Raw genomic sequence first — 14,126 nt, 5'->3', positions numbered from 1 at the left:
AATGCGGATATCACAACCGAGCCATTGATGGGCACGTCGCTACTCTCCTTTGCCCATCCTACGCAAACACTCCTACACCGCAAATAAAAAAGCCGCGGGCATTTGCACCGCGGCTTTTGTAAGGCTGGAAATCAGGCCTTAGTTTTCACTGGCTACTGTCTCTGATTTCTCGCCGGGGACGGGAAAACCCCGATCGCGCATCAGCGCCTCGATCTTTGCATCCCGTCCACGGAAGGCGCGGTAGGCTTCCGCCGGGTCCAGGGCGTTGCGCGGGGCGAAGAGGTACTTCACCAGCTTGCCGGCCACTTCCTTGTCGTAGAAGCCTCCGTCCGCCTCGGCAAAGGCTTCCGCCGCGTCGGAGGTCAGCACGTCCGCCCACAGGTAGCCGTAGTAACCGGCGGAGTAACCCTCACCGGAAAAGATATGGCCGAAGTGCGGGGTGCGGTGACGCATTACCAGCTCTTTGGGCATGCCCAGCGCCTCCAGGGTCTCGCGCTCGAACGCATCCGGATCTATCTCCTTGGGATCGACGGTGTGGAATTTCATATCCACCAGCGCGGAGGCCAGGTATTCGGTGGTCGCGAAGCCCTGGTTGAAAGTGGCGGCCTTCTTGATCTTGGCCACTAGCTCATCGGGAATCGGCTCGCCGGTCTTGTAATGCACCAGGTAGTTGTCGATCACCGCATCGGTGGCCAACCAACGCTCGAGCAACTGGGACTGGAATTCGGTGTAATCGCGCACACCGCTGTTCAGGGTCGGGTAACTCACGTTGGAGGCGAGGAAATGCAGCGCGTGGCCAAACTCGTGAAAGAAGGTTTCGGCATCGTCCCAGCTCACCAGTACCGGCTCGCCCGGCGCCCCCTTGATAAAGTTGGAGTTGTTAGAGGCCAGTACCGTCTCCCTGCCATTGAAAGTGGTGTGGTCCCGATACATGGTGGCCCAGGCGCCGGAGCGCTTGCCGGAGCGGGCGAATGGGTCCAGGTACCATAGGCCGATATGCTCGCCGCTGGTCTTGTCCTTCACTTCCCAGACCTTCACGTCCTGATGGAAGACCGGAACTGTGCCTTCCTTCACCGGAGTAAAACTGAACTCAAACAACTCACCCGCAACGTAGAACATCGCCTCGCGCAGCTTGTCCAGTTGCAGGTACTGCTTTACCTCGTCGGAGTCCAGGTCGTACTTGGCCTTGCGCACCTTTTCCGCGTAATAGCGGTAGTCCCAGGGCGCAATGGTGATGTCCGCGCCCTCGGCATCCGCCACCGCCTGCATATCCGCGACTTCTTCTTTAACCCGGGCAACCGCCGCCGGCCACACAGCCTCCATCAGCTCCATTGCGCGTTCGGGGGTCTTGGCCATGCGGTTCTGCAGGCGCCATTGAGCATAGTTGTCAAAACCCAGCAGGCCGACGCGCTCGTCGCGCAGTTGCAGTATCTCGGCGATGATGGCGTTGTTGTCGTGCCCGTCGCCGTTGTCCCCGCGGTTGTAATAGTTCTTCCACACTTTCTCGCGCAATTCCCGATTGTCGGAGTAAGTGAGAAAGGGATCCATGGAAGAGCGGGTATTGGTGATTGCGTATTTGCCCTTATGGCCCTTCTCCTCCGCGAGCGCCGCGGCCGCGGCCACGAAAGATTCCGGCAGTCCGCTCAACTGGTCCTTGTCCAGGAAGAGATCGTAACCCTCCTCGTCCGCCAGCACATTATTGGAAAACCGGGTATGCAGCTCCGCGAGACGCTGGTTGATTTCCCCGTAACGCTTTTTGGCCTCGCCGGTGAGGGTCGCGCCATTGGTGGCGAACTCGTCGTAGATGAGTTCCACCACGCGTTGTTGCTCGGCATTCAGGTCGGATTCGTTGCGCTGGTCATAAACGGCCTTGATCCGCTGGAACAGCTTGTCGTTCTGGATAATCCGGGATTCGAAATCCGCCAGCTTCGGAGCCATCTCCTGCTGGATGACGCGAAACTCCGGGGAGGACATATTGGCGCTCCAGATGCCGTAGTAGGCGAAGACGCGGTCCAGTTCGCCGCCGCTGCGTTCCAGTGCCTCGATGGTATTGGAAAAGGTCGGCGCCTCGGGATTGGCAGTGATCGCGTCTATCTCCGCCAGATTCTTGCTCATGGCGGCTTCCAGGGCCGGCTTCAGGTCCGACACCTCCATCTTGTCGAAGGCAGGCACACCACCGTAGGGGCCGGTCCACTCGGCCAACAGTGGATTCCTCTTCTCCGCGGCCGCACTTGCGGCTTCGTTCGCAGAAGGCGCGTTGTCCTGTGCTGGCCGGCTCTGCTGGGCTTCTTTGTCGCAACCGGTGGCGGCCAGCGCGGCGGCAATAGACAGCGCGATCAGTGTCTGGCGCATGGGTTTTCTCCTGTGGTACTACTTTTCTTTAGTTTTTAATCGCCCGAGTCTAACGCTTTTCACCCCGCGGCTGCCATGCAACGGCGCGCCGTCTGCGCCCCAGGGCGACAGGCAGAAAGATTTCCGCGACAAACCCCTGCTCTGGCCAACTTAGTGCTTGAGACAGGCCTTTCAGAGAGTACTATTTATAAATTGATAACGACTTTTTAAGTGTATTCTTTTAGATTCTGTATTTGCTGGCCGATGCGCTGGGTTAAGGTGATTGGCGATTGGTCCGGGAACGCCGCTGGCACCGGAATAGGCCGGATTTCGGACTGGTGAGATGGCCGAAAATGGAGACGGAGGTGATGCTTCGGAGTATTCGGAGATGCCTGGGCGAACACAATATTCGCCCAGCCGCCGACCGCTCTCGACAGAGGCTTCGGTGCCCCGTCGACTACTGGCGGAGATCCTCGAGGATGGCGCCGGCGCGAAGCAACTCCTCCTCGTGACCGACCTCGCGCCAGGGCTCCTGCAACGCCTCGGCGATCCACGCCTGCATGGCCGGCAGCTGCAGCAGCCGTTCGGCGTAAGCGGCCGCGGTATCGCTCAGCGGCAGGGAATAACTCTTTGCGCGGATGGCCACGGGGGCAAAGAAGGCGTCCACCGCTGTGAATTCCTCTCCGGCCAAGTAGGGCCCGCCAAAGCGCCGCAACCCTTCACACCAGAGCTCGTCGATGCGATCGATATCCTTTTGCAGTTTCGCGGGAATTTCCGCGAGCTGCACGCGTACACCGCAATTCATGGAGCAGATATCCCGCAGGGCGAAAAAGCCTGAATGCATCTCCGCCGCGGCGCAGCGGGCCCAGGCCCGAGACCCCTTCTCCACCGGCCAGATTCCGGGGTGCTCCTCAGCCAGGTACTCGGCGATCGCCAGGGAATCCCAGACGGTTGCCTCCCCATCCACCAGGCAGGGCACCAGGCCGTTGGGAGCAAAGCGGCGGAACTTGTCCCAACTGCCGCCCTCTTCGAAAGTGACCAGCTCCTCACCGAAGGGAATCTCCAGCTGGCGCAGCAGCAGCCAGGGCCGCAGGGACCAGGAAGAGTAGTTTTTGTTGGCGATAAACAGTTGGTACATGGGCACCCCCAAGTTGAGTCAAAGTAAAAAGATGAGCCAAGCACTGCAAGACTTTTCGGCTGGCGCGAGGCCAGGCCCTGGCGTCGATGGCCGCCCGGGAAATATTTACCGATGAGTTTTTTTCCCGGGCGGCCATCGACGACGGAGCCGATCGGAGCCACCAACCTGGCAGCATTCCGGTAGCCGTCAATCTACTGTCGCCCCTGCGGGGCGATTGCCGAGCTGGAGCTCGGCGTTCCCAGGGAGGCGGTCTGGAAAATTATGTGCGGCCGTCGCGCAGCCACTCGGCTACGCAGAAGGCCAGTTCCAGCACTTGGTCCGCATTCAGGCGCGGATCGCACTGAGTGCGGTAGCAGGTGGCCAAATCCGCCTCGGAAATCTTCCAGGCGCCGCCGGTGCATTCGGTGACATGCTGGCCGGTCATCTCCAGGTGGATGCCGCCGGGATGTGTCCCCTCGGCACGGTGCACGGCGAAGAAATCGCGGATCTCCCGCAGTATCTTGTCGAAATCGCGGGTCTTGTAGCCGCTGCTGGCCTTGACCGTGTTGCCGTGCATGGGGTCGGTGCTCCACACCACCGAGCGCCCCTCCCTCTTCACCGCGCGCACCAGTGCCGGCAGCTTTTCACCCAGAGTATCGGCGCCCATCCGGGTGATCAGCGTCAGGCGGCCGGGCTCATTATTGGGGTTGAGCCTGTCGATCAGCTGCAGCAATTCGTCGCCGCTCATACCCGGCCCCACTTTGACCCCGATGGGATTCCACACGCCGGAGAGAAATTCCACGTGGGCACCATCCAACTGGCGGGTGCGCTCGCCGATCCACAGCATATGTGCCGAACAGTCGTACCATTTGCCGGTGAGGCTGTCGGTGCGGGTCAGTGCCTGTTCGTAATTGAGCAGCAGCGCTTCGTGAGAGGTATAGAGCACTGTTTCGCGAATCGCCGGCGTATTCCCCGAGGTCACCCCGCACACCGCCATAAACTCCAGCGCCTCCTGCAGCCGCTCCGCCAACTGCGCGTATTTTTCCCGCTGGGGATTGTTTTCCAGGTAACTCAGGTTCCAACCGTGCACTTGGTGCAGGTCGGCGAGGCCGCCCTGGGCGAAAGCGCGCAGCAGGTTGAGGGTTGCGGCGGACTGGTTGTAGGCGGTGAGCATCCGCTGCGGGTCCGGCCGCCGCGCCTGTTCGGTGAATTCGATACCGTTGACGATATCGCCGCGGTAGCTGGGCAGCTCCACGCCATCGACGGTTTCCATATCCGAGGAGCGCGGCTTGGCGTATTGGCCGGCCATGCGCGCCACCTTCACCACCGGCAGGTTGCCGGCGAAAGTGAGCACCACCGCCATCTGCAACAGCACCTTGAAGGTGTCGCGGATACGGTTGGCATTGAAGTCGGCGAAGGATTCGGCGCAGTCGCCCCCCTGCAGCAGGAAGGCATTTCCTTCCGCCACCTGCGCTAATTGGCGGCGCAGCTCGCGGGCCTCGGCGGCGAATACCAGCGGTGGATAGCCGGCCAGTTGGCGATCGACTTCGGTGACCTGGTCGGAAGATTCATAATTGGGTTGCTGGCGGGCGGTGAAGTTGCGCCAGCTCTGCGGGGTCCAGGGTTGGGTTGAAGAGTCGGACACGGTGGCTCCCTGTGGAAAGTCCTATCGCGGCCATGGGCGGATGGCCGCCCCGCCGCTCCTACAGATGGCGAGATGGCGGGCCTGCGGCCCGCGAGGTGGAGCTGGAGCCTTCAGCGCTCCAAGGTAAACAACTCCGCGATCCCGGGTTCAGAGTATGCTGGCCACGGCCCTGCAGAAATACTCCATATTGCTCTGGCTCAGCCCGGCGATGCTAATTCGGCTGGAATCCACCATATAGATGGAGTACTCCCGCTGCAGGCGCTGCACCTGTTCCGGGGTGATGCCCAGGAAAGAGAACATACCGTTCTGGCGCTGAATAAAGCTGAAATCGCCAGCGGCGCCGGCCGCTTCCAGATTTTCCACCAGGCCGGCGCGCAGGCCGTTGATGCGCTCGCGCATCTCCTCCAGTTCTGCCTCCCAGTTGGCCCGCAGGCCGGCGTCGGTGAGGATGGACTCCACGATCGCCGCACCGTGGGAGGGGGGCATGGAATAGTTGCCGCGCACCACATTGAGCATCTGGCTCTGGCCCTTGTCGGCGGCAGCGGTATCGTTATAGATCACCATGGCCAGGCCCACGCGTTCGCGGTAGAGGCCGAAATTTTTTGAACAGGACGCGGCCACCAGCATTTCCGGCACCGATTCCGCCATCAGGCGCAGGCCCCAGGCGTCGTCGCCCAGGCTTTCACCAAAGCCCTGATAGGCCATGTCGACAAACGGTGTAAAGCCCTGCTTCTGTGCCATCTCCGCAAGCAGTTGCCACTGCTCGCGGTTCAGGTCCGCGCCGCAGGGGTTGTGGCAGCATGCGTGGAACAGCACCAGATCGCCCTCGCCCACATTCTTCAGGGTCTCCACCATGGCGTCGAACCGCAGGCTGCTGGTGGCGCGATCGTAGTAGGGGTAGCTCTCGATCTTCAGGCCGGCGTTGCCCAGCAGGGGCACATGGTTGGCCCATGTGGGATCGCTCACCCAGATGGTGGCGCCGGGCTTGGCGCGGTTGGTGAACTCCGCGAGCACACGAAGCGCGCCACAGCCACCGGGGGTCTGCGCGGAACGCACACGGTTGGCGAGCAGTGCCGGGTGTTCGGCCCCCAGGACCAGTTCCTGCATGGCGCTGTTGAAACCCGGCGTGCCGGCGGGGCCGATATAGGCCTTGGTTTCCTCGCTCTGCAGAAGTCGGGTCTCCGCTTCCTTGACCGCCTGCAGCACCGGTGTGTGGCCGGACTCGTCCTTGTACACCCCCACGCCCAGGTCGATCTTGTCGGGATTGTCGTCGGCGCGGTAGCTTGCCAGCAGGCCCAGGATCGGATCGGGCGGCAGACTGCTCATATGCTCAAACATGCGGAAACTCCTGCGATTTTTTCTCTCAATCCATCAAACCGCTCTCGGCCCAGGCCTGAGCGCGGTCCATCAGTTTTTCAATAATGCTGTCCAACTGGCGGCGCTCTTCGTCGGTGAGCGAAGCCATCAGGTCGCGCTCGTACCGCTGCGCCAGCGGAACTATGCGCTCGTACACCTCCCGCCCCAGCTCGGACAGGTTCAGCACCTGGCGGCGGCGGTCCGCCGGGTCCTCGCTGCGGGTGATGTAATCGTTTTTCAGTAGTGAGGACACCGCGCGGCTGATGGCTACCTTGTCCATAGCGGTCTGCTCCACCAACTCGGCGGCGGACAGGTCCGGGAAACGCCCCAGTATCGCCATCACCCGCCAGGCGGGAATGGTCAGGTCGAAACGGGCACCATAAGCTTGGGCTATCGCATTGCTCACCCGGTTGGAAAGCACCGACAGGCGATAAGGCAGAAACTTCTCCAGGTGCAGATCGTCGGGCCCTGCCGCCTCCTGCGGGCCCCGGTTTTCGGTTGTCATCTCTCTGGATACCTGCTTTGCGCGGGGGGATATTTGAATCAGGCTATAAATGTAACTAACATTAGTTTCAATTGTAACCACTATCGCCGAAAATTTTCCGGTGAAGCCCGGCCCCCAATGGCACAGGAAATTGGCCGCGCATTATACGGCTTTGCACGCCATTTTTGGTATCCATAACCCGTCGCGACGCAAAATATTTGCGCAGTGGGACCAGAGATATGAGGCACCCGTGATGAGCAAAGAGCTGTTTGACAACCCCCTCGGCACCGACGGCTTCGAATTCGTGGAGTACGCGGCTCCGGAGCCCGAACTGCTGCGCTCCCTGTTCGAACACCTGGGCTTTGCGGAAGTGGCCCGCCACCGCTCCAAGGACGTCACCCTGCACAAACAGGGAGACATCAACTTCATTATCAACGCCGAACCGGACTCTTTTGCACAGAGGTTCGCCAAAAAGCACGGCCCCTGCGCCTGTGCCATGGGCTTTCGGGTCCGGAACGCCGCAGAGGCCTACCGCAAGGCCATCGACAAGGGGGCCACCGCGGTGGAAACCCATCCTGGACCGATGGAACTGAACATCCCCGCCATCGAGGGCATTGGCGGCAGCCGCATCTACCTGGTGGACCGCTACGGCAACAACACCATCTACGATGTGGACTTCGTACCCACCGGCAAGATGCCCCCGTTCGACGCCGGCCTCACCTACATCGATCATCTCACCCACAACGTACACCGCGGCAATATGGACAAGTGGGCGGGCTTCTATGAGAACATTTTCAATTTCCGCGAGATCCGCTACTTCGATATCGAGGGCAAGCTCACCGGGCTGACCAGCCGCGCCATGACCAGCCCCTGCGGCAAGATCCGTATCCCCATCAACGAATCCTCCGACGACAAGTCACAGATCGAGGAATACCTGAAAGAGTACCGGGGAGAAGGCATCCAGCACATCGCCCTGGGCACCGATGATATCTATGAAACCGTGCGCACCCTGCGCAAGCACGAAGTGAAGTTCCAGGACACCCCGGACACCTACTACGAGAAGCTGGATGAGCGGGTAAAAGGCCACGGCGAAGACAAGGAAGCGCTGCAGAAACTGAAAATTCTGGTCGACGGCGCCCCCACCGAGGGCCAGGGCCTGCTGCTGCAGATTTTCACCCAGAATGTGATCGGCCCGATCTTCTACGAGATCATCCAGCGCAAGGGCAACGAGGGCTTCGGCGAGGGCAACTTCCAGGCGCTGTTCGAATCCATCGAACTGGACCAGATTCGCCGCGGGGTTCTTCGGGACAAATAATCGCCCCTGTGTAGGAGCGGCCCATGGCCGCGATCTGACTCAGAAAGGTTCTGCTGATGCCGATCGCGGCCATGGGCCGCTCCTACAAGGTCATTAACAGACAAGTGGAAACTCATGAAAAACTGGATCAACTTTCCGCGCGTGGAAGGTGAAGCCAGCCGGCAGGCCCACGCGGACTTCCCCGCGAACACCTACGAGCGGGAAATGAGCAAGGAGGGCTTCTTCGGCCCGGCCACCCATTTTTACCACCGCCATCCTCCCACCGGCTGGAGCAATTTCGAGGGTCCGCTGCGTCCCCACGCCTTCGACAGCACCAGAATGGCCCACGGCGGCAACAGCCCCTGGGACCACAAACCGATACTGCAGAACAGCGACAGCCTGGTGGCCCTGTGGACTTGCCGCGAAGCCATGGACCACCTGGTCCGCAACGCCGACGGCGACCAACTGCTGTTCGTGCACAACGGCAGCGGAGATCTCTACTGCGATTTCGGCCACCTGCATATTCGCGACGGCGACTACATCATGCTGCCCCGCGGCACCCTGTGGCGCCTGGAGCCCGCCGAACCACTGGAATTGCTGATGGTGGAAGCCACCGGCGGCCACTTCCAGCTGCCGGAGAAGGGACTTGTGGGTCCCCACGCCATCTTCGACCCGGCAATGCTGGACGTGCCCACAATGGACGGCAAATTCCGCGCGCAGCAGACCGAGGACGAATGGCAGGTAAAGGTGAAGGCGCGCCAGCAGGTATCCGTAATCACCTACCCGTTCAACCCGCTGGACGCCGCCGGCTGGAAGGGAGACAACCTGGCAGTGCGCATCAACTGGCGCGACATACGCCCGCTGATGAGCCATCGTTACCACCTCCCCCCATCGGCCCACACCACCTTCGTGGCCCGCGGCTTCGTGGTCTGCACCTTTGCGCCGCGCCCCATCGAGAGCGATCCCGGCGCTCTGAAAGTGCCCTTCTTCCACAACAACGACGACTTCGACGAACTGATCTTCTACCACCGCGGCGACTTCTTCAGCCGCGACAATATCCACCCGGGCATGCTTACCCTGCATCCCATGGGCTTTACCCACGGACCGCATCCCAAGGCCCTCGAAGCCGGGGCCCGGCACGCAAGAAAGGAAACCGACGAGGTGGCGGTCATGCTCGACAGCCGCACCCCCTGGAACATCCTGCCGGATGCCCATGCGGTGGAGTTACCCGAGTACGTCGATAGCTGGAAAACCAAGTAATTATCCCCTTGTAGGAGCGGCCGTTGGCCGCGATCGAGCTGTGAAATAAACCACCATTGATCGCGGCCAACGGCCGCTCCTACAGTGCGGCTCGGCAACAAGGAACAAGAATCCATGAAACTAGCTTCCCTGAAAAAAGGCCGCGACGGCGAACTGATCGTGGTCTCCCGCGACCTGGCCCGCTACTGCGGCGCCGCCGATATCGCCCCCTCGCTCCAGGCGGCCCTGGACGACTGGGAAACCATCGAGCCCCGGCTGCGGGCCCGCTTCAACGCGCTGCAACAGGGCGAGGTCACCAGCTTCCCCTTCGATCCCGGCGAATGCCACAGCCCCCTGCCCCGCGCCTACCACTGGGCGGACGGAAGCGCCTACGTCAATCACGTGGAGCTGGTGCGCAAGGCCCGGGGCGTGGAGATGCCGGAATCCTTCTGGACCGATCCGCTGATGTACCAGGGTGGCTCCGACACCTTTCTCGGCCCTAAAGAAAATATCGCCATGGCCAGCACCGAGTGGGGCATTGATTTCGAGGCGGAAGTGGCGGTGATCACCGGCGATGTGCCCATGGGCACCGATGCGGAGAAAGCCGGCGGGCATATCCGCCTGCTGATGCTGGTCAACGACGTTTCCCTGCGCAACCTGATTCCAGGCGAGTTGGCCAAAGGCTTCGGCTTCTACCAGTCCAAGCCCTCCAGCGCCTTCTCCCCGGTGGCGGTGACGCCGGATGAACTCGGCCACCACTGGCGCGACGGCAAAGTGCATCTGCCGCTGCACGCGAGGCTGAATGGAGAGAAGATCGGCTCCCCCAACGCCGGCGTGGACATGACCTTCAACTTCCCACAGTTGATCGCCCACGCGGCGAAAAGTCGCAATCTCGGCGCCGGTACCATTATCGGCTCCGGCACCGTCTCCAACGTGGACCGGGCCGAAGGCTCCTGCTGCCTGGCGGAAGTGCGTATGCTGGAAATGATCGCCGACGGCAAACCCAGCACGCCGTTTATGCAGTTCGGCGACCGCATCGAGATCGCCATGTACGACGAGATGGACGCGGATATTTTCGGTACCATCGATCAGCGGGTGGTGGAATACCTAGCCCCCCAGTAATCTACTGCCCTCTCCCTGTAGGAGCGGCCGCTGGCCGCGATCGATCTTTCAGAATTCTTCAGAGTCAGATCGACGCCAGCGGCCGCTCCTACAGATACGAACCGGAACAAGGAATAACAATGGAATTACACGGCTACTTCCGCTCCTCCGCCAGCTACCGCGTGCGCATCGGGCTCAACCTCAAGGGCCTGCAATACGACTACCGCGCGGTCAACCTGCTGAAGAGCGAACAAAAGGGCGACGAATACCGCAAACTGAACCCCCAAGGCCTGGTGCCGGCGCTGGTGGATGGGGACACGGTACTCACCCAGTCCCTCGCCATACTCGAGTGGCTGGACGAGCGACACCCCGAACCCGCACTCCTGCCCCGGGATTCACTGCAAAGGGCGCGCATTCGCGCATTGACCTATACCATCGCCTGCGATATCCAACCGGTCCAGAACCTGCGAATACTCAAATACCTGCAGTCAGAGTTTGCGGTCAATGATGAGCAGAGAACCGGCTGGGTCCGCCAATGGATTCACGAGGGATTCAGTGCGCTGGAACAGCAGCTGGACCCGGCGCCTTTTGCCGCTGGCCCGACACCTTTTGCAGCTGGAGAGGAACCGGGACTGTTCGAGTGCTGCCTGATTCCACAGATCTACAACGCCGAGCGTTTTGGAATGGATATCGCCGACTACCCCGCAATCCACCGTATCGCCCAGGCCTGTGCGGAGATACCGGCTTTTGTCGACGCGCGGCCGGAAAACCAGCCGGACAGCACACTCTAACCTGACGACTCCGGATAACCGGTGGAGTCAGAAATACAGCCAGGGGGCTGCCGGAATGGGATCAGGTTCGACCAATAAAAGTGACAAGACACATACCCCGCCGGTCGTCGAGTACAACACCGGCGTCCCCGGGTTTCGTTTCCTGCGCGGCAGCAACGTCACCTTTTCAAAACCACGCACCATTGTCCACGCCGACTACACAATCAAGCTCACCACCCGCGGATTGGGCGCTCCAATCCGATACAAAGGTGCGCGGCACAAGCCCTGCTCCACCGGGCAGCTCAGTGTCTTTTCTCCCTTCGAACCCTTGATTGCAGGCAAAAGCGCCTACTCAACCAGTTTTGCATCGCTGGTCATAGAACCACATCTGCTGCACAGCGCCTGTGAAGCTCTCGATCGCTCCTCTCTCTCTTTTCACTCGCCGCATATTCTCCACACCGCACTCGCTCGGCAGCTGGCGGTACTGAACGCGGATATGGACACCGAACTGCCCACCGCCGATCTGGAGTTGCAGTTCAGCGAAGCTCTCGAACTTCTCCTGGAGATTCCCGGAAGTGAAGAAAAGCACCCGGCCCCCAAATTCGTTCTCCACACACGCGAACTGGTTTTGGATAACCTCGATAAAAATCTATCCGCGGAGACACTGGAGCGGGAACTGGGGCTGAGCCGCTTCCATTTGATAAGGCTGTTCCGCAAACACTACGGCCTCCCCCCCGGCGAATTCCGCACCTACGCCCGGCTATCGTTAGCTCGCAAACTGCTGGCCGGCGGGAGCAGCCAGGCCGAAGCGGCACAGGCCGCCGGCTTCTTCGACCAGAGCCACTTTCATCGCCACTTCCGCCGTGTGATGAATATCAGTCCGGGCGCCTTTCAGAAGGTGTTGAGACTCCGCGCCGGATAATCGCAGCCGAGCGCAAGATCGTACAAGATAAGCCCGGCTGGCGGCCCTACCCTGCCGATTTACACAGCACGGGAGGCAGCCATGATTGCAGAAAATAAAGTCGCATTGATAACCGGTGCAGGGCGCGGCATCGGCCGCGCTATTGCGCTCGAACTGGCCGATAGAGGTATCGACATCGCGGTTCACTACAACGAGAGCCGCAAGGAAGCGGCGGAAACCGTCAAACAGGTGGAACAGCTGGGGGGAAAGGCGTGTGCCCTTCAGGGGGATATCAGCCGCGTAGCCGATGTGGAAGCACTGTTCCAAAGCGTGGACGAATGCTTCGGTCGCCTGGATATCCTGGTCAACAATGCAGGAGTGGTGAAACCCTCTCCACTGGAATCCCTGTCCGGGGAAGTGTTCGACCAGATATTCGCCGTCAATGTCAAAGGCAGTGCCTTTGCCGCCAGAGAGGCCGCGAAGAGATTGGGGCTCGGCGGACGTATCGTCAATATCACCTCGAGCCGTGCCCACTTCGCCGCCGCCGGCACCACCTGCTATGCGGGCAGCAAGGCTGCACTGGAGTGCCTGACCCGTATCTGGGCCGTCGAATTGGGGGCGAAGGGAATCACCGTCAATGCCATCGCACCGGGCCCAACCACACCGGGCATGTTCGACCGCGCACCAGACTTCCTGCAATCGGCGGCCCTGCAGTCTTCACCCTTCGCGCGCATCGGAACCGCCAATGAGATCGCCTCTGTAGTCGCCTTCCTGTGCAGTGAAAGCGCCAGCTGGGTAACCGGCCAAGTGGTTCTGGTGAATGGTGGAGGCACCATATAGAAAGACTGCGTCACCTTGCTAAAACAGGGACCGCTTCAACTTTCGGTCAATTATTCAGGCTCCCCGCGCAAAGAGAGCGGCTCCTTGAAGGTAAGTGTCCGGTAGGGGAATGGAATCTCTATACCGGCACTGTCCAGAGCTTCCTTGATCGCGGTCACCACCTCGCCGCGGGACTTGCGTAGCGCCAGCGGGGTGGAACCCGTCCACCAGGTGACCTCGATATCGATACCGCTGTCGCCGAATTCCTGTGGAAATACCTGGATGGGATCGTCCTCCCGCACAAACTCGCAAGAGGCCACTGCTTTTTCGATCACCTCCACCGCCTCCGCCAGCTTCTCGCCGTAGGCCACTCCCACGGTTAGAGTGACCCGTCGCTTGATCCGGTCGGTGAGGATCTCACAGGGATTCTTGAACAGGAACAGATTGGGCACTATCACCAATTCTCCACTGGTCTTGCGGATCGCGGTATTGCGCACCTCCACCGCTTCCACCCGGCCGGTAATCCCTTCGCACTCGACAAAATCTCCCTCCTCGAAGGGAAAGCGCCACAGAATCAGGATGCCGGCAAAAAAATTCTCGAAAATATCCTTGAAAGCCAGACCCACGGCAACGGATAGCAGACCCAGCGCTCCCAGTGCCCGGGCCGGGGTCAGCCCGGGGAAAAGCACCATTGCCGCAAACAGAAAGCCGAGCACCCAGACCCCGATATTGATCAGGCGCACCAGCAATTCGCGCAACGACTTTCGGGACGTAGTGCGTTTGAATATGCGCCGCCCGGAATGCTTGATCACCAGGGCAATAATCCAGGTCACCAGCAATATCACAAAACTGGCAAGCACGTAGGGAACATGAACGAGAAAATTGTTCCAGATATCCGCCAGCGACTCCAGGATGGTCGTCACCGCCTCAGAGAAGGAAGTGGGTGCCATTTTGGCCAGTTCCAGTTCCTCCTGCGGTTCCTTCGGGTCCTGCGGCTGGGGATCCAGGGGATTCTGCTGGAGAAACATGAGAATGAAGAGCGCGGGAAGGGCTGCCATAAACCTTTGCA

At 60.7% G+C, this 14,126-nt stretch carries 12 protein-coding genes; 6 read left to right on the top strand and 6 right to left on the bottom strand.

What is annotated here, in order from left to right:
• Window positions 1-138 precede the first annotated feature (138 nt).
• From PP263_RS04050 to PP263_RS04030, 5 genes are all read right to left on the bottom strand, one after another.
• A complete protein-coding gene (locus tag PP263_RS04050; RefSeq protein WP_308367086.1) occupies window positions 139-2,352 on the bottom strand; it encodes a M3 family metallopeptidase in 2,214 nt (737 codons plus the stop codon).
• 436 nt (window positions 2,353-2,788) lie between these two features.
• Entirely contained in the window at window positions 2,789-3,469 is a 681-nt protein-coding gene (locus PP263_RS04045) for a glutathione S-transferase family protein (RefSeq protein WP_308367085.1), read from the bottom strand.
• Between the two features lie 259 nt (window positions 3,470-3,728).
• Entirely contained in the window at window positions 3,729-5,093 is a 1,365-nt protein-coding gene (locus PP263_RS04040; RefSeq protein WP_308367084.1) for a class II 3-deoxy-7-phosphoheptulonate synthase, read from the bottom strand.
• A gap of 147 nt (window positions 5,094-5,240) precedes the next feature.
• The gene (locus PP263_RS04035; protein WP_308367083.1) at window positions 5,241-6,431 is read right to left on the bottom strand and encodes an amino acid aminotransferase; all 1,191 of its coding nucleotides are present in this window, start codon (window positions 6,429-6,431) and stop codon (window positions 5,241-5,243) included.
• 25 nt (window positions 6,432-6,456) lie between these two features.
• Window positions 6,457-6,954, bottom strand: a complete 498-nt coding sequence (locus tag PP263_RS04030; RefSeq protein WP_183463569.1) for a MarR family winged helix-turn-helix transcriptional regulator — start codon at window positions 6,952-6,954, stop codon at window positions 6,457-6,459.
• Window positions 6,955-7,186: 232 nt separating this feature from the next.
• On the opposite strand from PP263_RS04030, the gene hppD reads away from it, so the two are divergent.
• The 6 genes from hppD to PP263_RS04000 all read left to right on the top strand — a co-directional run bounded on the left by hppD (window position 7,187) and on the right by PP263_RS04000 (window position 13,078).
• On the top strand, window positions 7,187-8,248 hold the full coding sequence (gene hppD / locus PP263_RS04025) for a 4-hydroxyphenylpyruvate dioxygenase (RefSeq protein WP_308367082.1): 1,062 nt from the start codon (window positions 7,187-7,189) through the stop codon (window positions 8,246-8,248).
• A 114-nt stretch (window positions 8,249-8,362) separates the two neighbouring features.
• Window positions 8,363-9,487, top strand: coding sequence for a homogentisate 1,2-dioxygenase (locus PP263_RS04020; protein WP_308367081.1), 1,125 nt, complete (start codon window positions 8,363-8,365; stop codon window positions 9,485-9,487).
• A 114-nt stretch (window positions 9,488-9,601) separates the two neighbouring features.
• On the top strand, window positions 9,602-10,588 hold the full coding sequence (locus PP263_RS04015) for a fumarylacetoacetate hydrolase family protein (protein WP_308367080.1): 987 nt from the start codon (window positions 9,602-9,604) through the stop codon (window positions 10,586-10,588).
• 119 nt (window positions 10,589-10,707) lie between these two features.
• Window positions 10,708-11,358 (top strand): maleylacetoacetate isomerase, encoded by a 651-nt coding sequence (gene maiA / locus PP263_RS04010; protein ID WP_308367079.1) that lies wholly within the window; start codon window positions 10,708-10,710, stop codon window positions 11,356-11,358.
• 55 nt (window positions 11,359-11,413) lie between these two features.
• A complete protein-coding gene (locus PP263_RS04005; RefSeq protein WP_308367078.1) occupies window positions 11,414-12,259 on the top strand; it encodes an AraC family transcriptional regulator in 846 nt (281 codons plus the stop codon).
• Between the two features lie 81 nt (window positions 12,260-12,340).
• Window positions 12,341-13,078 (top strand): SDR family oxidoreductase, encoded by a 738-nt coding sequence (locus PP263_RS04000; protein WP_308367077.1) that lies wholly within the window; start codon window positions 12,341-12,343, stop codon window positions 13,076-13,078.
• A 50-nt stretch (window positions 13,079-13,128) separates the two neighbouring features.
• Here the strand turns inward: PP263_RS04000 and PP263_RS03995 are convergent, their stop codons facing one another.
• Window positions 13,129-14,115 (bottom strand): mechanosensitive ion channel family protein, encoded by a 987-nt coding sequence (locus PP263_RS03995; RefSeq protein WP_308367076.1) that lies wholly within the window; start codon window positions 14,113-14,115, stop codon window positions 13,129-13,131.
• Window positions 14,116-14,126: the final 11 nt, after the last annotated feature.

Origin of the sequence: Microbulbifer sp. TB1203 (assembly GCF_030997045.1) — a bacterium.
Taxonomy (GTDB): domain Bacteria; phylum Pseudomonadota; class Gammaproteobacteria; order Pseudomonadales; family Cellvibrionaceae; genus Microbulbifer.
This window is presented reverse-complemented; position numbering and strand designations above follow the sequence as displayed.

Bases quoted from the DNA above. Each gene is read 5' to 3' on its own strand.
- hppD (WP_308367082.1), top strand. From the start codon at position 7,187: ATGAGCAAAGAGCTGTTTGACAACCCCCTCGGCACCGACGGCTTCGAA.
- PP263_RS04045 (WP_308367085.1), bottom strand. From the start codon at position 3,469: ATGTACCAACTGTTTATCGCCAACAAAAACTACTCTTCCTGGTCCCTG.
- PP263_RS04015 (WP_308367080.1), top strand. From the start codon at position 9,602: ATGAAACTAGCTTCCCTGAAAAAAGGCCGCGACGGCGAACTGATCGTG.
- PP263_RS04000 (WP_308367077.1), top strand. From the start codon at position 12,341: ATGATTGCAGAAAATAAAGTCGCATTGATAACCGGTGCAGGGCGCGGC.
- PP263_RS04035 (WP_308367083.1), bottom strand. From the start codon at position 6,431: ATGTTTGAGCATATGAGCAGTCTGCCGCCCGATCCGATCCTGGGCCTG.
- maiA (WP_308367079.1), top strand. From the start codon at position 10,708: ATGGAATTACACGGCTACTTCCGCTCCTCCGCCAGCTACCGCGTGCGC.
- PP263_RS04030 (WP_183463569.1), bottom strand. From the start codon at position 6,954: ATGACAACCGAAAACCGGGGCCCGCAGGAGGCGGCAGGGCCCGACGAT.
- PP263_RS03995 (WP_308367076.1), bottom strand. From the start codon at position 14,115: ATGGCAGCCCTTCCCGCGCTCTTCATTCTCATGTTTCTCCAGCAGAAT.
- PP263_RS04050 (WP_308367086.1), bottom strand. From the start codon at position 2,352: ATGCGCCAGACACTGATCGCGCTGTCTATTGCCGCCGCGCTGGCCGCC.
- PP263_RS04020 (WP_308367081.1), top strand. From the start codon at position 8,363: ATGAAAAACTGGATCAACTTTCCGCGCGTGGAAGGTGAAGCCAGCCGG.
- PP263_RS04005 (WP_308367078.1), top strand. From the start codon at position 11,414: ATGGGATCAGGTTCGACCAATAAAAGTGACAAGACACATACCCCGCCG.